The organism is Ensifer sp. Root142 (genome assembly GCF_001426785.1).
In the GTDB taxonomy this organism is placed as follows: domain Bacteria; phylum Pseudomonadota; class Alphaproteobacteria; order Rhizobiales; family Rhizobiaceae; genus Ensifer; species Ensifer canadensis.
The window spans coordinates 587358-605217 of record NZ_LMFK01000012.1 but is presented as its reverse complement, the minus strand read 5'-3'; the positions used below and the strand labels follow the sequence as shown (position 1 = coordinate 605217).

Annotated in this window: 15 protein-coding genes; 5 read left to right on the top strand and 10 right to left on the bottom strand. The window is 62.7% G+C overall.

From position 1 onward, the window contains the following. Positions 1-91: 91 nt before the first annotated feature. On the bottom strand, positions 92-1642 hold the full coding sequence (locus ASD52_RS15410) for a trimethylamine methyltransferase family protein (protein ID WP_025426081.1): 1551 nt from the start codon (positions 1640-1642) through the stop codon (positions 92-94). 90 nt (positions 1643-1732) lie between these two features. On the opposite strand from ASD52_RS15410, the gene ASD52_RS15405 reads away from it, so the two are divergent. Further along, positions 1733-2665, top strand: a complete 933-nt coding sequence (locus ASD52_RS15405; protein WP_025426080.1) for a LysR substrate-binding domain-containing protein — start codon at positions 1733-1735, stop codon at positions 2663-2665. 21 nt (positions 2666-2686) lie between these two features. Here ASD52_RS15405 and ASD52_RS15400 read toward each other — a convergent pair whose 3' ends face one another. Together ASD52_RS15400 and ASD52_RS15395 are read right to left on the bottom strand one after the other, a co-directional pair. Further along, positions 2687-4033, bottom strand: a complete 1347-nt coding sequence (locus ASD52_RS15400) for an EAL domain-containing protein (protein WP_057224826.1) — start codon at positions 4031-4033, stop codon at positions 2687-2689. 265 nt (positions 4034-4298) lie between these two features. Further along, on the bottom strand, positions 4299-6023 hold the full coding sequence (locus tag ASD52_RS15395) for a response regulator (RefSeq protein ID WP_025426078.1): 1725 nt from the start codon (positions 6021-6023) through the stop codon (positions 4299-4301). 308 nt (positions 6024-6331) lie between these two features. Between ASD52_RS15395 and mutL the strand changes: the two genes are divergently transcribed. Together mutL and ASD52_RS15385 are read left to right on the top strand one after the other, a co-directional pair. Next, positions 6332-8140, top strand: coding sequence for a DNA mismatch repair endonuclease MutL (gene mutL / locus ASD52_RS15390; RefSeq protein ID WP_025426077.1), 1809 nt, complete (start codon positions 6332-6334; stop codon positions 8138-8140). Between the two features lie 97 nt (positions 8141-8237). Further along, positions 8238-8471, top strand: coding sequence for a DUF2093 domain-containing protein (locus ASD52_RS15385; RefSeq protein ID WP_025426076.1), 234 nt, complete (start codon positions 8238-8240; stop codon positions 8469-8471). A 70-nt stretch (positions 8472-8541) separates the two neighbouring features. On the opposite strand, the gene lpxK is transcribed toward ASD52_RS15385, so the two are convergent. After that, positions 8542-9582, bottom strand: coding sequence for a tetraacyldisaccharide 4'-kinase (gene lpxK, locus ASD52_RS15380; RefSeq protein WP_025426075.1), 1041 nt, complete (start codon positions 9580-9582; stop codon positions 8542-8544). Positions 9583-9742: 160 nt separating this feature from the next. After that, a complete protein-coding gene (locus tag ASD52_RS15375; protein WP_038575925.1) occupies positions 9743-10408 on the bottom strand; it encodes a metalloregulator ArsR/SmtB family transcription factor in 666 nt (221 codons plus the stop codon). Positions 10409-10551: 143 nt separating this feature from the next. Between ASD52_RS15375 and ASD52_RS15370 the strand changes: the two genes are divergently transcribed. Further along, on the top strand, positions 10552-11049 hold the full coding sequence (locus ASD52_RS15370) for a DUF2938 domain-containing protein (protein ID WP_025426073.1): 498 nt from the start codon (positions 10552-10554) through the stop codon (positions 11047-11049). A 55-nt stretch (positions 11050-11104) separates the two neighbouring features. Here ASD52_RS15370 and ASD52_RS15365 read toward each other — a convergent pair whose 3' ends face one another. The 5 genes from ASD52_RS15365 to ASD52_RS15345 all read right to left on the bottom strand — a co-directional run bounded on the left by ASD52_RS15365 (position 11105) and on the right by ASD52_RS15345 (position 15757). Further along, complete coding sequence (locus ASD52_RS15365; protein WP_025426072.1) at positions 11105-11809, bottom strand: HAD family hydrolase; 705 nt, start codon at positions 11807-11809, stop codon at positions 11105-11107. A 25-nt stretch (positions 11810-11834) separates the two neighbouring features. After that, positions 11835-13148 carry a lipid IV(A) 3-deoxy-D-manno-octulosonic acid transferase gene (waaA, locus tag ASD52_RS15360; RefSeq protein WP_025426071.1) on the bottom strand — a complete coding sequence of 438 codons (1314 nt, stop codon included), beginning with the start codon at positions 13146-13148 and terminating at the stop codon, positions 11835-11837. Positions 13149-13239: 91 nt separating this feature from the next. Further along, positions 13240-13476: a DUF4170 domain-containing protein gene (locus tag ASD52_RS15355; protein WP_025426070.1), complete on the bottom strand. Its 237-nt coding sequence runs from the start codon at positions 13474-13476 to the stop codon at positions 13240-13242. A 57-nt stretch (positions 13477-13533) separates the two neighbouring features. Further along, a complete protein-coding gene (locus tag ASD52_RS15350) occupies positions 13534-14349 on the bottom strand; it encodes a 3'(2'),5'-bisphosphate nucleotidase CysQ (RefSeq protein ID WP_025426069.1) in 816 nt (271 codons plus the stop codon). A gap of 61 nt (positions 14350-14410) precedes the next feature. Then, a complete protein-coding gene (locus ASD52_RS15345; RefSeq protein WP_025426068.1) occupies positions 14411-15757 on the bottom strand; it encodes a TldD/PmbA family protein in 1347 nt (448 codons plus the stop codon). 161 nt (positions 15758-15918) lie between these two features. On the opposite strand from ASD52_RS15345, the gene ASD52_RS15340 reads away from it, so the two are divergent. After that, positions 15919-17754, top strand: a complete 1836-nt coding sequence (locus tag ASD52_RS15340) for a monovalent cation:proton antiporter-2 (CPA2) family protein (RefSeq protein WP_025426067.1) — start codon at positions 15919-15921, stop codon at positions 17752-17754. Positions 17755-17860: the final 106 nt, after the last annotated feature.

Here is a 17860-nt window from a genome sequence, read left to right as displayed (position 1 = left end):
GTTCCCTTGAGCACCGCCTGTCCGCTGAGCTGGACCGGTGGCACGGCATCATTCTTGTTATGCGCATTCTCAAAGAAGGCTCGGCGTCGGCTCAGTACCAGGCGTCCGCCATGCCGTTCTTGCGGCGAGAAACATAGTCCGTCAAAGCGTCGTCGATCACCACGTCCAGCGGCGGCGCTTCGTATTCGGCCAGCGTCTTCTTCCAACTCCTGTTGGCGCGCGCCGCCATGTCGGTTCCGCCCTCCTCTGTCCATTTTTCAAAAGGCTCGTTGTCGGACAGGGCCGAATCCCAGAAGGCGGTCTGGTAATTGCGCATGGTGTGATCGCATCCGAGGAAATGGCTGCCTGGCCCAACCTGCAGAAAGGCGTCCATGGCCAGCGTGTTGTCATCGACGACAACGCCGGCGAGGTAGGAATGCAGCGCGCCGCAGAAATCCGTGTCCATGACGAACTTTTCGTAGGACATCGCGAGCAGCCCATCGACGAAGCCGGCCGAGTGCAGGATGAAATTGGCGCCGCAATGCACCGCCGACAGCATCGACATGACGCCCTCCTGCATCGCTTGCGCGTCTGGCAGCTTGGAATTGGAAAAATTGCCGGCGCAGCGCAGCGGCAGGCCGAGGCGCCGTGCCAGTTGGCCGATCACCATGCTGCCGATCGCCGGCTCCGGCGTGCCGAAGGTCGGCGACCCCGAACGCAGCGACATGGACGACAGGAAGTTGCCGAAGATAACAGGCGCGCCCTTGCGCTCCAGCTGGGTCAAGGCGCAGCCGGCCAGCGTCTCGGCATAGGATTGCGCGATCGCTCCGGCATTGGTGACCGGACCCATGGCGCCGCCGAGAATGAAGGGCACGATGACAGCCGCCTGGTTTGCCCGCGCATAGGCGCGCAATGACTTCGTCATCGTTCCGTCCCAGACGAGCGGTGAATTGACGTTGACGTTGCCAAGAATGACGCAGTTGGCGTCGACGAAATCGTGCCCGAAGACAATGCGCGCCATCTCGATCGAGTCTTCGGCGCGATCCTCGGCGGTGATCGAGCCCATGAAGGCTCGGTCGGAATATTTGATGTGGCAATAGACCATGTCGAGATGGCGCTTGTTCACCGGAACATCGACCGGCTCACAGATGGTGCCGCCGGAATGGTGCAGCCAGGGGCTCGACTGCGCCAGCTTTATCAGATTGCGGAAGTCTTCGATCGTGCCGTAACGCCGGCCGTTGTCGAGATCGGTGACGAAAGGAGAGCCGTAGGCTGGCGAGAACACGACATTGTTGCCGCCGATTTCGACGCTGCGGACGGGGTTGCGGGCATGCTGGGTAAACTGGCGCGGCGCCGAGCGCACGATCTCCTTCAGCATGCCGGGCTCGAACGTCACCCGCACGCCGTCCAGCTTGGCGCCAGCGCGTTTCCAATGATCAAGGGATGCCGGGTCATCGCGAAACTCGATGCCGACTTCGGCAAGAATACGGTCGGCGACCTTCTCGATTCGGAGCAGGTTTTCTTCGCTCAGGATATCGTAGGTCGGAATATTGCGGACGATGTAGGGGACGCCAAGGCTCTTGGCGCTGACACCGCCGCGTTGCGGCCTTGATCCTCGTGTCCGTCTCGGTGCTTCGCCCGCTTCCACAGCCACCATTTCCATCGCCGTCCTCCCATCATTTGAGGTGATGGTATTGACGAAAAATCACGTTGTAACGCTGGAAAAAATTGAGCCATGCGATAAGCCTAAGTTATGGAAAATCTACGCCGCCTGCTCCCGTCTGCAACCAGCCTCATCGTGTTCGAGGCTGCCGGCCGTCATCAGAATTTCACCCGAGCCGCCAACGAGCTCGGCATGACGCAGGCGGCCGTCTCCTACGCCATTCGCGGGCTGGAAGAGCAGCTGGGTGTACCGCTCTTCCACCGCGTGCATCGCGCCGTCGAATTGACGGAGGCTGGTGAGAAATTCCACGCCGACGTATCCGTCGGTCTGTCACGGATCCAGAAGTCGGCGGAAGACATTCGCTCCAAGGGGCGCGAGACTAATGTGACGCTTGCGGCATCGACCGCTTTTGCCTCGATGTGGATGCTGCCGCGCCTCAACCGCATGCGCGAGGATCTGCCGGAGATCGATCTGAGGATCCAGACGAGCGTGCGCGATCTCGACCTCGACGAGGAGCCGATCCCGCTCGGCATCCGCGGCGGCGATCCGAGCCATTGGCCGCGCTACCATGCAGCACTTCTGGCCGAGGAAGTCGTCAATGCGGTGGCGACGCCCGCCTATATCGAGCAGCATGGACTGCCAAGCAAACCTGCCGATTTGCTGCGCCACAACCTCATTCATCTGGAAGAACCGGTCCGGCGCGCCTGCGACTGGACCGAATGGTTCGCCAGCGCCGGCCTTCCCTACCCGCCTCAGGCGCGTCGTCTCGCCATCAACGACTATGTCCTGGTGATCCAGGCGGTGCTATCAGGCGAAGGGGTGGCGCTTGGCTGGGAGCACCTGACCGATCCGCAGGTTCGCTCCGGTGCACTGGTGCCGGTCTGCGGTCACGTGCTGAAGACCGGACTGGCGTTTTACGTCGTCTGGCCGCGCTCACGCGAGCTGAACAGTCAGGCGCGACGGGTCAGGGATTGGCTGCTGGCGGAAGGTACGCGAAACCGGGCCGAGAGCGCCAAGGACTGAAACCCACTATTGCGGCAGGGTCTAAAGCTGAGCTGCAACGCCGCGATAGCGGTCCGAGAGGTAGCGCATCGTCGCGACAGCGTCGGCCGGCTTGCCGTAGAAGTAGCCCTGGCCCATGCCGCAGCCGAGCGCCTTCAGCTTCAACGCTTCGGAAAAATCCTCGATGCCTTCGGCGACGACCTCAAGTTCCAGGCCTTCGCACATCGACACGATCGCCTTGATGATATGCTCGGAGGCCCGGTCGGCGGAAATCCGCGACACGAAGGCACGGTCGATCTTGACCTTGTCGAAGGAGAAGTCGCGAAGGCGCCCAAGGCTCGACTGACCCGTGCCGAAATCGTCGAGCGAGACGCGCACGCCGGCTGCCCGAAGCTCAGTCACGATCTTCTGGGCAGTCTCCGCGTCAGCCATGACGGCCGTCTCGGTGATCTCCAGTTCCAACCGTCGCGGGTCGAGACCGATCTGGTTGATGATCGTCAGGAGACGCGTGCTGGTCGCCGGGTCCATCAACTGTGCCGACGACAGGTTGAACGACAGGAACAGCTCCTTCGGCCAGGCGAGTGCCGCATGGGCGGCCTTGCGCAACAGCGTCTCGGCCAGCGATTCGATGAAGCCGCGCTCTTCTGCCAAAGGTACGAACACGGCTGGAGAGACATAGCCGAGGTCGGCGTCGCACCATCTGGCCAGGGCTTCGAAACCGACGACCGCGTCGTTGCGCAGATCGACGATCGGCTGGAAGTGCACGTCGACCTCGTTGGCGATGATCGCGTTGCGCAGCGCCTGTTCGAGCTGCGTCGCGCGCTTCATCTCTTGGGCGATTTCCTGGGAATAGACGGTGATCTGGCCGCGGCCGCGGCGCTTGGAACGATAAAGCGCCGTATCGGCGCTCTTCAGCAGGTCGTCAAAGACCTCGCCGGCAAAAGGATAGACGGCAAAGCCGAACGAAGCGGAAAGGCGGACGTTGCGATCGCCGAGATCGAAGGGCGCCGACAGCACCTCTTTCAACATCTGCCCGACTTTCTCCGCACCCTTGCGCTCGAAGACGAGCGGCAGGACGAAAGCGAATTCGTCGTTCTCGGAGCGAATGATTGTCGCGCCTTCAGGTGCACAGGCTTGCAGCCGATGGGCAACCTGGCAGAGGATCTCGTCGCCGGCTCGCGGGCCGAACAGATCGTTGATCGGTTTGAACCCATCGATATTGGCAAGACCGATGGTAAAGGGAGCGGGATCGCTGGCGCGCTCTTCAGCCAGATCGCAAACGGTCTTGCGGAGTTGGCGCGCGTTGCCGAGCCCGGTCAACAGATCGACCGAGCCGCCGATAGCCGGAGCCTCCCTGCCGATGCGATGATAGGGAGTTTCGCCCGACATCATCGGCCAAGCCCCTGGATCTCAAAAGAACCCGCCCGTCCGTGCCGGTCGGCCGACAAGGCAAGCCGGTCCGCGAAGCGGCGGTGCGCTTCCGGCGAAGTTCCGACGTTGACGGCTGTGGGGCTGCGATGCATTCCGGAGGGGCTCTACACTTTTTGGCAATACGGTGCAGAAGATCGCAATCGGGGGTTAACAATCCGATATCGCCTCGCTCCAAGATCTGCCATCGACATCCCCAATTCTAGCGAGTTGACACGAATTCCGTTCAACCTGCCGTTCGCATGGCCATTACCGGCATGAATTTTCGCAGCACGGCCTCGATCATGTCGGGGCTAACCGGCTTCATGATGTGATCATCCATGCCCGACCTCTTGCACTGCTCCAGATCGATATCGAGGGCCTGAGCGGTCACGGCGATGATTGGCGTTCTGTCGTTTCTCGCCTTTTCCGCTGTTCGAATGGCAACGGTCGCATCGAAGCCGTTCATGACAGGCATGGACACATCCATGAGGACCAGTGCCGGCTGAAGCTCATGCCAGAGTTCGACGGCCTCGCGACCGTTGGCAGCAATGCGATGGGAGACGCCGAGCCCTTCCAGGATCTGCGTGAAGACGAACTGGTTGATCTGGTTGTCTTCGGCAACGAGGACGTCGACCTGTGAAACCGGCACGGACGCTGTGCCCTCGTCCTCAAACGAGATCGACCAGTCCGATTGTAGGAGCGGCGAGGCCTGCGGGCGCTCGGCACAAACACGGAAAACCTCGGTCAGAACAGCGGCAGCATCCTGATCGGATTCGACGGTAACGACCGGGCAATTGCGCCAGGCCCCCGGAATATGCTGCCCATCCGGAAAAGCACCATCCAGCAGCAGAATGTCGAGCTTCACGCCGGCGCTTTCGGCGGCCATGCCGAAGGCGGTCAACTCATCGAGGTTGCGCACCGCACAGGCTTCAAGGCCCGAGCCGCGCAGACGCGCAACCAGCCGATCTTCCGTCAGCCGATCGGCAGAGGCAAGCAGAACGCGCAAACCGCGCGCCGGAAGGGTCTCGATCATCGAGCCCGCCTCGACCAGTTGCTGTACGTTCAGCGCGCGGAACGGATCGTAGAAATTCTGGGCCGGCGCAAAAATGCTGTAGTCGTTGATCTGGAGACCGCCGGAGGGAGCGGAACCATCCTCGGAGCCATTGTACCAGCCGGCGATATCCGTCACGTCGCTCATGCAGGTCACGACGAAATGGCGGCCTGGCATGCCAACGCGATACTTGCGGGTGAGAACCCAGAGGTCGCTGCCATCAGCGCGGACAATATGTTCCGCTTCCGAATGCGGCTTGCCGGTTTCAAGCACGCGCCGATCGGAGTGCTCGAAACGTTCGGCAAGTTCGCTGTCGACCAGATCCCAGGCCGAACGACCGAGGATCGCGTCCTGCGAGAGATCGTGAATTAGGCAGAACGCCTTGTTGACCGCGATGTAGTTGAGGTTGCGATCCTTGACGCAGATCGGATTGGGCTGGACATCCAGGATCTCTTCGGTCAGTTCGACCCGCTCGAGGTCCGTCTGCAACTGCTCGTCACGCTTCCTCTGGTCGGAGACATCGGTGATCGAAAGGATGCCGATACCGTTGGAAAGACGACGCTTGCGCATGGAAACCCAGCGCGTGCGGCCGGCGCGCTCGACATTCTCGTAGCGCTCGCGCCAGTGCAGCGCCATATGCTCGGCAATCCAGTCTTCGCGGTTCGTCCGACGACGGCTGTTTTCGGGAACTGTGCCGGGGCGAACTCCGGTGTCGTAGACGGCGCCGAGGAAATCGCGCAATCGCGTTCCCGGCAACAGCATCTCGGAGGGAACGGGGAAGTACTGCAGCATGGTGCGGCTGGCAAAGAGGATGGTGTCGTCCCGGCCGCAGACAACCATCGCTGAGCCGAGCGCATCGCAGCTCGACTCAAGAATGATCCTGTTGATGTCCGCGCCGTTCGGCGCCCCATCGTTCATTGCGCTGTCCTCACTCGCCCCCTGCGGCGGTTTCATTTCGGGACATGCTGGGATGGCCTTGGAAGGCGTCTCTTCGAGCGGGGGTGACACGACGTCCAGCAACGCCGCGGTGCTCCAAAGACAAAACCCGTGATCATTCAGGTTGTTGTGGAAAATCGCAGCAGAATATTAAGGGGCAATTAAATCTCCGTCTCATTTTTTGGTGCACCAATGGGTTGCACAACCAAAGCCCAATAATAGAAGGCACGAGGCGGGGACAGAGCTGTATTTCCACTTCCGTTCCGTCGCCGAATCCGGGAAAATAGAGCATGGCCATCAAGCAGCTCTCCGAGACCCTCATCAATCAGATCGCCGCCGGCGAAGTCATCGAACGCCCGGCCAGTGCCGCCAAGGAACTGATCGAAAACGCGCTCGATGCCGGTGCGACCCGGATCGAAATCGCCACCGCCGGTGGCGGCAAGACGTTGCTGCGCGTCACCGACAACGGCGCGGGCATGCAGCCGGCCGATCTGGAGCTGGCGGTCAGGCGGCACTGCACGTCGAAGCTCGACGACAACCTGTTCGATATCCGCACACTCGGCTTTCGCGGCGAGGCTCTGCCGTCGATCGGATCGGTCTCCCGGCTTTCGATCACCACTCGAACGGCAGGCGCTAGCGAGGGTGCCGTCATTTCCATTGCCGGCGGCAGGACGGACCCCGTCCGCCCGTCGCCCGCCAATACCGGCACGGTCGTCGAAGTCCGCGACCTGTTCTTTGCGACCCCCGCCCGGCTCAAATTCATGAAGTCGGAAAAGGCCGAGGCCTCGGCGATCTCGGATGTGGTGCGTCGCATGGCGATCGCCTTTCCGAAGGTGCGTTTCGTGCTGTCGGGATCTGACCGGACGACGCTGGAGTTTCCGGCGACGGGCGACGACCGGCTCGCCCGCATGGCGCAGGTGCTCGGCAAGGATTTCCGCGACAACGCCATCGAGATCGATGCCGAGCGCGAGGACATTCAGCTGACCGGCTTTGCCGGGGTGCCGACCTACAACCGCGGCAACTCGCTGCAGCAATATGTTTTCGTCAACGGCCGTCCGGTTCAGGACAAGCAACTGCTTTCCGCCATTCGGGCAGCCTATTCCGAAACGATCCCGCATGGCCGCTATCCCGTGGCGGTGCTGTCGATCGCGCTCGACCCGGCACTCGTCGACGTCAACGTGCATCCGGCGAAATCGGATGTTCGCTTCCGCGATCCGGGCCTCATCCGCGGGTTGATCATCGGTGCCATCCGCGAGGCCCTGGCCCGCGAGGGTGACCGGGCATCGACGACCGGAGCGAGCGGAATGATGCAGGCGTTCCGCGCCGAGCAGTTCCGGCCGCGTCAGCCCTGGAGCGCGGAAACCTCGCCCTACCGGCCGACGCATTTCGAGACCATCGTGCGCGGCCTGTCCGAGACGCCGCAGGCAAGCTTTTCTGCCTTCTCCGCACCCTCGGCCCGCACGGCGTCGCCTTTGGCAGAGCCTGACCGGACCGTTGCGGACGCGCTGGCGCCGCAATCGTTTCCACTCGGCGCCGTGCGCGCCCAGCTTCACGAAAACTATATCGTCGCGCAGACGCAGGACGGCCTTGTCATCGTCGACCAGCACGCCGCCCACGAACGTCTCGTCTTCGAAACCATGCGAACGGCGCTGCATTCGAAGCCTGTCGCCGCCCAGGCGCTGCTGATCCCGGAAATCGTCGATCTTTCCGAAGACGATTGCGACCGGCTGATGACGCATGCGGAAGAACTGGGTCGCCTCGGCCTCGGCATCGAGCGCTTCGGACCTGGCGCCATCGCAGTGCGGGAAACGCCGGCCATGCTGGGCGAGATGGATGCCGCCGGCCTCGTGCGCCAGCTCGCCGACGAGATTGCCGAATGGGACACGGCCAACGGGCTCGCCAGCCGGCTTGAATATCTCGCCGCGACCATGGCCTGCCATGGATCCGTCCGCTCCGGCCGCCGCATGCGGACTGAGGAAATGAACGCACTGTTGCGCCAGATGGAAGCAACGCCGGGCTCTGGCCAATGCAATCACGGCCGGCCGACCTATATCGAGCTGAAGCTCTCCGACATCGAGCGACTGTTCGGCAGGAGCTGATGCCGGGAGCGGTCCGGCGCGGCGAAATGCACTGGCATTTTACCGGGCGTCGGGCTAGATCAGACAGCAGACCACGAAGACGGAACAGGCCCAGAAAATGATGAACCGGTTTGAAGGAAGCGCCTCGCGCGAAGCGAAGGTCCGTTATCTCGACGGCGACTTTCAGATCGTCCTTGCTGGCTCGCATGTCATCTGCGCGATGACGGGCAAGACCATTCCCGTGGACGAACTGCGCTACTGGAGCGTTGCCCGTCAGCAGCCCTATGTCGACGCGGAAGCCTCGCTCGAAGCGGAAAAGCGCGCAGGCGCCCTGCCGAACCAGCGCCGCTAACGTTTTCCGTCAGGAGGGCCTTCCCATGGCTCCGCTGGCGACAAAAACGCTCTAACGGCCAAATCCAGCCTTACTTCTGTTCCGCTTCCCGCAGCTTGCGGGTGCGCGCGGCCGACAGCGCGGTTGTCACGATCTTTGCCGGTGCCGACGGATCGTCGAAGTGCACGTCGATTTCGATCACCCGGCTTGCCCGAGCCAGTTCCGCTGCCCGGCCGTGGCCGGGCTCCAGGCGAACCATGTCCTTGGCCGTGGTCACGAGCGTGCAGCCGAGTGCTGCGGCCCGGTCGAGAAGGTCCGATATCTCGTCCTCTGAGAAATGATGATGGTCGGGGAAGCTGCGGGTTTCCTCGATGACGGCGCCGGTTTCCCGTACGGTGCGATAGAATTTTTCCGGGTCGGCGATACCGGCCCAGGCCAACACTCTCACGCCGTTCAGCGAGCCGTCGTCGAGCCGCACGACCTCCGCCTGGTAGACCTGCTTGCCGGCCCGGGCGGCGCGACGGATCAAGGCATCCGCCTCGGCGCCGTTGCCGATCTTCAACAGCGCGGTCGCATGGCGCAACTGATTGGAAATCGGCGCGCGCACCGGGCCTGACGGCACGAGGTAACCGTTGCCGATGCCGCGGCGGGAATCGATGACGAGCAGCGCAAAATCGAAGGCCAGCCGCGCGCTCTGGAAACCATCGTCCATGATGATGATATCGACGCCTTCGGCCACCAGCCGGCGGGCACCATCGACGCGGCGACGGCACACAACCGTCAGCGCCTCGCGCGCCAGCAACAACGGCTCGTCGCCAACATCGCGTGCCCTGTGGTGTTCAGGCTCGACGATCGTCGTCACATCAAGCGAACCGCCATAGCCGCGGCTGAGGAAACCCGGCTTCAGGCCTTTGGCCCTGACGGCGCGCGCAAGCGCGATCGCCGTCGGCGTCTTGCCGGCGCCGCCGACCGTGAAATTGCCGATGCAGATGATCGGGACCGGAACGGACGCTCGGCGAGCGCGGTCCATGCGCAGGCCGGCGATACGTCCATAGATCCAGGAAAACGGCCACAAAGCCCGCGCACGCCAATCCGCCTTTGTCCACCAGAACGGCGGCGCTTCCGATACCATCTTTGTTTCCGTGGCCCCGTCTGGTCCTTCCGGGAAGGACGATGCACATCTTGGCTGCCGCTGGCCAAAACCGGCGACGGCGTAACTGCCGACAAAAAACGTCAGAACGCGGAAAAAGGCAAGCGGCACAAGACAATGCCTGTTGCGTCAGACTTGTCGTCTAGCTGAGGTCCCGGCTTTCCACAGCAAGGCCGGCTGCTTTCCAATCCGGGAACCCGCTCTCAAGCCGGCGGACGGTAAAGCCGTTGCCTTGCAGAACCCTCACCGCGTCAAACGACAAGGCGCAGTAAGGCCCGCGGCAATAGGCGACGATCTCGCCTCCTTCAGGCAGTTCGGCAAGGCGTCGTTCGAGTTCCGCAATCGGAATATTGATCGCACCGGGAAGATGACCCGACAAAAATTCGTCCTGCGGCCGCACATCCAGCAGCGTGACGTCCCCTCCCCGCATCCGCAGCAGCAACTCTTCGCGCGAAATCGCCTCGAGGCGGTCCGGTCGGTCGAGGCGATCGGCGACGAGTTCGCGGATCTGAGCGCGATTGTGCTCGGCATATTGACGCAGGGCCGAGAGCAGGCCGATCACCGGGCCGGCACCCAGCCGATAAAGCACGCGCTTGCCATCCCGCCGGGTCTCGACAAAACCGGCGCGGCGCAACTGCTGCAGATGCTGCGACGCGTTGGCGATGCTCAGGCCGGCGAGCTCAGCAAGACGCTCCACCGAGCGCTCGCCCTGGGCGATATGCTCGAGCAGGAGCAGGCGCTGGGGGCTCGCAAGCGTGCGGGCAAGCTCGGCAAATTCCTCGAAGATATGGAGTTGAAGGTCGGTCATTGACAGAAGCCTAGCATTTCTCCATGACTCATTCAATTACTCAATTGAATGATGCTTTGACTTGTCAGATGACAGATCGAACGCCCGCATGTGCGCGATCTGTCGATGCAGCGGCCATGAAGATGATGTGAGAGGATACGAATATGGAAAAGGATCTGGTGTTGCAGGCCATCCTGATCGGGATCGGTGCGACTGCGGTCATGGATCTCTGGGCGGTGGCGGTGAAACGTTTGCTCGGCATACCTTCCCTGGACTACGGCATGGTGGGCCGCTGGATCGGACATTTTCCGCAGGGCCGCTTCCTGCACCAGCGTATCGCAGCAGCGGCACCCGTCCGTAGCGAGCGGCTGATCGGCTGGACTGCACATTATGCGATCGGCGTAGTCTTCGCCGGACTTCTGTTGCTGATCTGGGGGACTGACTGGGCGGAGCGGCCGACGCTTGTCCCGGCACTCATTGTCGGCCTCGCGACCGTGGTCGCACCGTTCTTCCTGATGCAGCCGGGTATGGGCGCGGGCATCGCGGCCTCGAAAACGCCGAGCCCCAACATTGCCCGCCTGCGCAGCCTGCTCGCACATGCGGCATTCGGCTTCGGGCTCTATCTCTCGGCGTTGGCTTTATCGGTCCTCTGGCGATCATAGGACCATGCTTGAAACTCGTGAGAGCGGCAACGAAGGAAATACAGCTCGGCAAAACCTAGAGAACGGCTTCAAGCTCGGTGATATCAGCCAGGCAATGGTCAGAGGCATCGGCGAGCGATTGGCGCGAGCCGGTGCCCGTCAGCACTGCGACGGTCATGCCGACGCCGGCGTTGCGGCCCATGTGCATGTCGTGATTGTTGTCGCCGACGACCACGACCTGCTGCGGATCAAGCCCCGTCGCGGCACAGAAGCCGAGCACCATGCCGGGCTCGGGCTTGACACCGTAGCCGCTGTCGTAGCCGGCGACGTAATGCAGATAGCCGTCGAAACCAAAGCGTCTGGCGGTTTCGCGGATCGAGCGCTCGTTGTCGCTGGATGCGACACCCAGGCGATAGCCCTTGGCATGCAGACCGGCGAAGAACGACCCGAGGTCGGTGACCGGTACCGCGTACTCGGCAGAACGGGCAAACAACCCGTCAAGCAGCGTCGTCAACGCTTCCACGGTAAACGGCGCACCGGCGGTGACGAACCCGGTCGAGATCTCGACGGTGTTGCCGGCGGCAAGCAGGCTGTCGGGCAACACATGGCCGGTGTCCGGATCCATGCCGCCGGCCTTGAGCAGGGTGCGGGCCAGGCCCTCGTCGCCCTTGGCTGCGATCTTCGCCAGTTCGTAGTTCACCGGCACCCAGCTCTTGGCGTAGTCGAGCAGCGTTCCGTCCTTGTCGAACAGGATACCGGCGATGGCTGTCGGTGCGCTCATGGTGATCTTACGTCTCCCGGTGTGGTCAGATGTCGTTGCGCGGTTCGAGCCGCGCCTTGACGACGAGCGGATTGATATAGGGCTCGAGCCCCTTCATCGTCGCCGACAGCGCTCCGCGCATCTCTTGCACGGTTTCGAGGCCGGCATCGATCATCGAACGACGCATGTCGTCGTTGGCGAGCAGGTAGTTGACGCCCTTTGCCAGCATCTCGGTATCGCGGACGATCTTGGCGCTGCCGTTCTTGGCGAGCATCTGGTAGGTCTCGCGGAAATTCTGGACGTTGCCACCCGAAAGAACGGCGCAGCCGAGCATTGCCGGCTCCAGCGGATTCTGCCCGCCTTCGGCAAACAGCGAGCGTCCGACAAAGGCCACCTCGGTCAGGCGCAGATAGAGCCCCATCTCGCCGATCGTGTCGCCAAGGAAAATATCGACGTCTGATGTCAGCGGATCGCGACGGGTGCGACGCGCAACTTTCAGCCCCTTGGCCGTTAGCGCCGCCTCGATCGCATCGCTGCGCTCGGGGTGCCGCGGCACGACGATGGTCAACAGACCGGTGCGCTCCTTGAGGGCACGATGCACGACGCCGGCAGCATTTTCCTCGCCGTCGAAGGTCGAGATCGCCGCCCAGGTTTTGCGCGTGCCGATCTGCTGGCGATATTCCTTCAACGCCTGCGGGTCGTGCGGCGGCGCGTCGGTATCGACCTTCAGGTTACCCGATACCATTACCGGCAGAGCACCGAGCGTGCGAAACCGCTCGGCATCGACATCCGATTGGGCGATGACGAGCGCGAGGTTCTCAAACAGTGCATCGGCGAGCGCCGGCCGTTTCTTCCAGCGGGCGAATGTGCGGTCGGACAGGCGGCCGTTGACCAGAACCTGCGGGATATGGCGTCGCCCAAGTTCCAGGATGGTCATCGGCCAGATCTCGGATTCGGCGATGATGGCCAGATCCGGCTGCCAGTATTCGAGGAAACGATTGACCGCCGGCTTGAAATCGAGCGGCACGTATTGGTGAATGACCGCCTCGCCCAGACGCCCAGCCGCGACCCGCGCCGACGTCTTCGTGCCGGTCGTCAGCACGACATTGATACCGCGGCGATGGATTTCCTTGATCAGCGGGATGACCGCATTGGTCTCTCCGACGCTTGCAGCGTGGAACCAGACGAGCGGACCTTGCGGACGCGGCACGCTGGCATGGCCGTAACGCTCGCGGCGGCGCGCCGGGTCCTCCTTGCCCTTCGCAGCGCGCAGGGCAAGATAGGACCACACGAACGGATAGATCGCCGAACCAATCCAGCGATAGCTGGAGAGCGCCAGCCGGGCGCGAAAGCTGCTCATGGCCTCAATCCCCAGCCCAATGGAAAGCTCGGGCGAGGGTCAGACGCAGCGCGCGCGCGGGAACGCGCCACGCATGCCCAAGGCATCGGCATCAATCGTTTTCCGGATCGAGCAGGCGATGCATGTGAACGATGAAATAACGCATATGGGCGTTGTCGACGGTCATATGGGCCTTCGACTTCCAGGCAATGTGGGCGCTTTCGTAGTCAGGATAAATGCCGACGATATCGAGCTTGTCCAGGTCACGGAAATGAACATCGGTGAGTGTGGTCAGTTCACCACCAAAGACCAAATGCAGACGTTGTTTCTTCTCGGAGTCGTGAGCCATTGGAGTTCCATTTTTTTTAGGGTATGGGCGTTGGTTTGCGGCATTCGGCCAGAAAGGTCAATGGCCCTCAAGGGTCCTTGAGGCAGCAAGCAATCCCGGCAACGTCGCCTTCGACGCCGCGCAAAGAAGCCCATGAACGACATTGGGGCGATTGTAGGACAGGGCCCGAGATTCAAGCGTATTGAGCGCCCCGCCCGCCCTTTCGAGGATGAGGTCGGCGGCGGCGAGATCCCAGTCATGTGAGTTCTTCTTGACCACCGTGCCGTCGATCCGCCCGTCCGCAACCATTGCCAGCCTGTAGGCGAGCGAAGGCACATGCGGTACCCGCACGATGCCGTTGCGATAGGACGGTGCTAGGGCCGAGACGACGTCTTCGGCGACCGCCACATGCAGCGCTTCGCCATCGTGGACGTCGCGCACGCGAATGCCCGCACCGTTCTTCAGCGCCGGACCATCCACGGTTGCCTGAAACAGCTCGTCGAGCGCCGGCGCATAGAGCACACCGGCAACCGGCAGGCCACGGTGGACGACAGCGACGCTGACGCACCAGAGATCCTTGCCGGCGATGAAGGCGCGGGTACCGTCGATCGGGTCGATGACGAAGACCGTTTCGCGGGTGAGACGGCTCTCATCGTCGTCCGTCTCTTCCGACAGCCAGCCGTAGTGCGGCCGGGCGCCCAGCAGGCGGTCCCTAAGGATGTCGTTGGCGGCGATATCGGCCTCGCTGACCGGCGAACGCCCCTCGTTTTTCCAGCGCACATCGGGCTCGTTCCGAAAGTAAGTCAAAGCCGTTTCGCCGGCGGCGATCGCGGCGGAAAGGATCAGATCCAGATCCTCCTTCCACGTCGCGATCGATGGTGCTTTGTCTGACATTCAAATCCTTATGCGTCGGCATACGGCCGAACGTTTTTGTCATGGCATCGACGTCAGCAGCTCAGAGGCCGGCGAGCGTCATGCCTTCGATGGCGAGTGTCGGTGCGGCAACGCCGAACTTCCTGTCGATGTCGTCGGCCGGCGTGATCGCCATGAACATCTGCTTGAGGTTGGACGCGATCGTGACCTCGGACACGGCAAAAGTCAGCTCACCGTTCTCGATCCAGAAGCCTGAGGCGCCGCGGCTATATTCGCCGGTCACCATATTGACGCCCTGGCCGATCAGCTCGGTCACGTAGAAGCCGGTTCCGACACTGCGGATCAGGTCTTCGCGTGAAACCGAACCCGGTTCGAGCGCCAGGTTGGTGGAAGCCGGATTGACCGTCGGGCCGCCGCGCACGCCGCGGCCGTTGGTCTCAAGACCGAGTTCGCGCGCCGCGGAGGTCGACAGAAACCAATGGTTCAGCACGCCATCCTCGACCATCGTCAGCTTGGAGCCGCTGACGCCTTCGCCGTCGAACGGACGCGAAGAGGAGCCACGGACGATCAAGGGGTCGTCCGTCACCGACAGGCCGGCCTTCATGACCTGCTTGCCCATCATATCGCGCAGGAAACTGGTCTTGCGCGCGACGGATGCGCCGTTGATGGCGCCGGCGATATGCCCGACGAAGCCGCGCGCCATGCGCGGATCGAAAACAACAGTGACATTCCTGGCAGTCGGCACCTGGCGGGGGTTGATCCGCGCGACGGCACGCTCGCCCGCAAGCCGGCCGATTTCTTCGGCAGCACGCAATTCGTCGAAGTAGATGCGGCTGTCGTAGTCGTAGTCGCGCTCCATCTTCGTGCCTTCGCCGGCAATCGCGCTCACCGAACGGCCGAAGCGGGTCGCCATGTAGGAGCCGGAGAAACCATGCGAGGTCACGAGCACGAGCCCGCCCATGCCGGCGGAGGCACCTGCGCCGCTGGAGTTGGTGACACCAGACACCGCAAGGGCAGCCTCTTCCGCGGCGAGTGCCGCCTCGGTCAGGGCGTCCGTCGAAACTTCGCGATCGTCGAAAAGCTCGAGATCCGGGTAGCATTTCGCCAGCCGGTCCGGATCGGCAAGCGAAGCGAAGGGATCTTCGGGCGATGCCTTGGCCATCGCCACGGCCCGCTCGGCGAGCACCTTCAGGTCGAACCCGGGATTGGCCGAAACGCTGGCGACGCGGTTGCCGACAAAGACGCGCAGCGAGAAGTCGTCGCTTTCGGATGCTTCGGTTGCTTCGACCTTGCCGAGGCGAACCGAGACGGAACGGGAGCGCCCGCGAACGACGACGGCGTCAGCGGCGTCGGCACCTGCCTTGCGGGCAAGATCCACCAGTTCGGCGGCGCGTTTTTCGAGGGAGGCGGAATCGATCGTTTCTGACATGATGTGGCCTTTCATTCCTGCCCCATTTATTGTGCACTGAAGCATGCATCAAGGGCATTGGCATGATTCCCGCCCATACACTGCCCCATACACTGCAATGACACTCCCGCCGAAACCTCTGCCTGCCTGGGCAGGACGAGGCCATATCGAAAGCAATCAGCATGACGACGACCCCGATCATCTACTCCCAGGCGTTGATATTGCTCGGGGGCGCAGTCATCGCGGCGCCACTGTTCAAGCGTCTCGGGCTTGGCACGATCCTCGGCTATCTCGCGGCCGGGATCCTGATCGGCCCGGTTGCCCAGAGCATCACCGATGGCGAAGAGATCCTGCACGGTTCCGAACTCGGCGTCGTCTTCCTGCTCTTCATCATCGGGCTGGAACTGAAGCCGTCGCGGCTTTGGCAGCTGCGGCGCGACATCTTCGGTCTCGGCACGGCGCAAGTCCTCATCACCGGTGTGGTCCTGTCCTACGGGATCGCCCTGACCGGACTGCTCGATCATGCCGGAAGCATCGTCGCCGGCTTCGGCTTAGCGCTGTCGTCCACGGCCTTTGCCATGCAGATTCTCGATGAGGGCAACGACCGCAATACGCGCTTCGGCCAACGCGCCTTCTCGATCCTTCTGCTGCAGGATCTGGCGATTGTCCCGCTGCTTGCGCTGATCCCGCTTCTGGCGGCGCAAGCGCCGGAGGATACGACGCCGCCACTCGAAGACTTTGCCATCGCCATCACAGCGGTTGCGGTCCTTGTGGCCGCAGGCCGCTATCTACTCAACCCACTGTTCCAGATCATCGCCCGAACCGGCGCGCGCGACGTGATGATTGCCGCCGCCCTGCTGGTGGTCATGGGAGCGGCAACGCTGATGCAGATGGCCGGCCTTTCCATGGCCATGGGCGCCTTCCTTGCCGGCGTGCTCCTGGCAGAATCCTCCTATCGCCATGAACTTGAGGCCGATATCGAGCCCTTTCGCGGCATCCTGCAAGCCCTGTTCTTCATGGCCGTGGGCCTGTCGCTGCAACTTGACGTGATCATCGACAATTACCTGGTGATCATTGTTGCCGTACCTCTGCTGATGCTGGTGAAGAGCTTCATCCTCTACTGGCTCTGCCGCCTGGCCGCCTCGCATCACAACGATGCGGTGCGCGTCAGCTTGCTCTTGCCGCAAGGCGGCGAATTCGGCTTCGTCCTGTTTACTGCTGGAGCGGTCGCTGGCGTCTTCTCGCCGGGCAGCGCATCGCTGCTCGTCGCCATCGTTACGCTTTCGATGGCGCTGACCCCGATCGCCTCCATGCTCGCCCCGCGCCTCATGCGCGAACAGGACGAGATGGCCGACGAAATGGAGGAGGACTTCGAAGGTGCTGATGCCGACGTGCTGATGATCGGCTTTTCGCGTTTCGGCCAGATCGCCGCGCAGATCCTGCTTGCCGGCGGTCGCGACGTGACGATCATCGACCACTCGGCCGCGCGTGTTCGCCAGGCGGCGACCTTCGGCTTCCGGATCTACTTCGGCGACGGCAACCGGCTCGACGTGCTGCGTGCCGCCGGCATCGAGCGGGCGAAGCTCATCGCCATCTGCACGCAAAAGAAGGAAACGACCGACCGGATCGTCGATCTGGTTCAGGCCGAATATCCGGACGCCCGTATCTTCGCGCGATCCTACGACCGGCTGCATACGCTCGAACTGAGGGCGAAGGGCGTCGACTACGAGCTGCGCGAAACCTTCGAGTCCGGCCTGCTCTTCGGTCGAAAGACGCTGGAGGCGCTGGGCGTCGGCAACGAAGAGGCGCTCGCCATCATGGACGATATCCGCAAGCGCGACGAGGCCCGCCTGGTGCTGCAGGAGGCAGAGGGCATCACCGCCGGGCGCGACATGCTGCATTCGCAGCCCGTGCGTCCCGAGCCGCTGGTCAAGCCCAAGCGCGACGTCGATCATTCCTCGGAAACGGGCGAGAGCATCCTGCCGGGATTGCCGGCTGACGAGCGGGAAAGCGCCTAGAACATTTCCAGGAAAAGGCGAAGCGGTTTTCCGTCAGGCAATGTGTTAAAATAGGGAGATAGAGCGTTTCTGCGGCTCTGTCGCTCTAACAGAAACGGCGACCGGC

Bases quoted from the DNA above. Each gene is read 5' to 3' on its own strand.
- ASD52_RS15365 (WP_025426072.1), bottom strand. From the start codon at position 11,809: ATGAGCGCACCGACAGCCATCGCCGGTATCCTGTTCGACAAGGACGGA.
- ASD52_RS15385 (WP_025426076.1), top strand. From the start codon at position 8,238: ATGATGAACCGGTTTGAAGGAAGCGCCTCGCGCGAAGCGAAGGTCCGT.
- ASD52_RS15355 (WP_025426070.1), bottom strand. From the start codon at position 13,476: ATGGCTCACGACTCCGAGAAGAAACAACGTCTGCATTTGGTCTTTGGT.
- ASD52_RS15345 (WP_025426068.1), bottom strand. From the start codon at position 15,757: ATGTCAGAAACGATCGATTCCGCCTCCCTCGAAAAACGCGCCGCCGAA.
- ASD52_RS15340 (WP_025426067.1), top strand. From the start codon at position 15,919: ATGACGACGACCCCGATCATCTACTCCCAGGCGTTGATATTGCTCGGG.
- ASD52_RS15395 (WP_025426078.1), bottom strand. From the start codon at position 6,023: ATGAACGATGGGGCGCCGAACGGCGCGGACATCAACAGGATCATTCTT.
- lpxK (WP_025426075.1), bottom strand. From the start codon at position 9,582: ATGGTATCGGAAGCGCCGCCGTTCTGGTGGACAAAGGCGGATTGGCGT.
- ASD52_RS15375 (WP_038575925.1), bottom strand. From the start codon at position 10,408: ATGACCGACCTTCAACTCCATATCTTCGAGGAATTTGCCGAGCTTGCC.
- ASD52_RS15350 (WP_025426069.1), bottom strand. From the start codon at position 14,349: ATGTCAGACAAAGCACCATCGATCGCGACGTGGAAGGAGGATCTGGAT.
- waaA (WP_025426071.1), bottom strand. From the start codon at position 13,148: ATGAGCAGCTTTCGCGCCCGGCTGGCGCTCTCCAGCTATCGCTGGATT.
- ASD52_RS15400 (WP_057224826.1), bottom strand. From the start codon at position 4,033: ATGTCGGGCGAAACTCCCTATCATCGCATCGGCAGGGAGGCTCCGGCT.
- mutL (WP_025426077.1), top strand. From the start codon at position 6,332: ATGGCCATCAAGCAGCTCTCCGAGACCCTCATCAATCAGATCGCCGCC.
- ASD52_RS15410 (WP_025426081.1), bottom strand. From the start codon at position 1,642: ATGGAAATGGTGGCTGTGGAAGCGGGCGAAGCACCGAGACGGACACGA.
- ASD52_RS15370 (WP_025426073.1), top strand. From the start codon at position 10,552: ATGGAAAAGGATCTGGTGTTGCAGGCCATCCTGATCGGGATCGGTGCG.
- ASD52_RS15405 (WP_025426080.1), top strand. From the start codon at position 1,733: ATGGAAAATCTACGCCGCCTGCTCCCGTCTGCAACCAGCCTCATCGTG.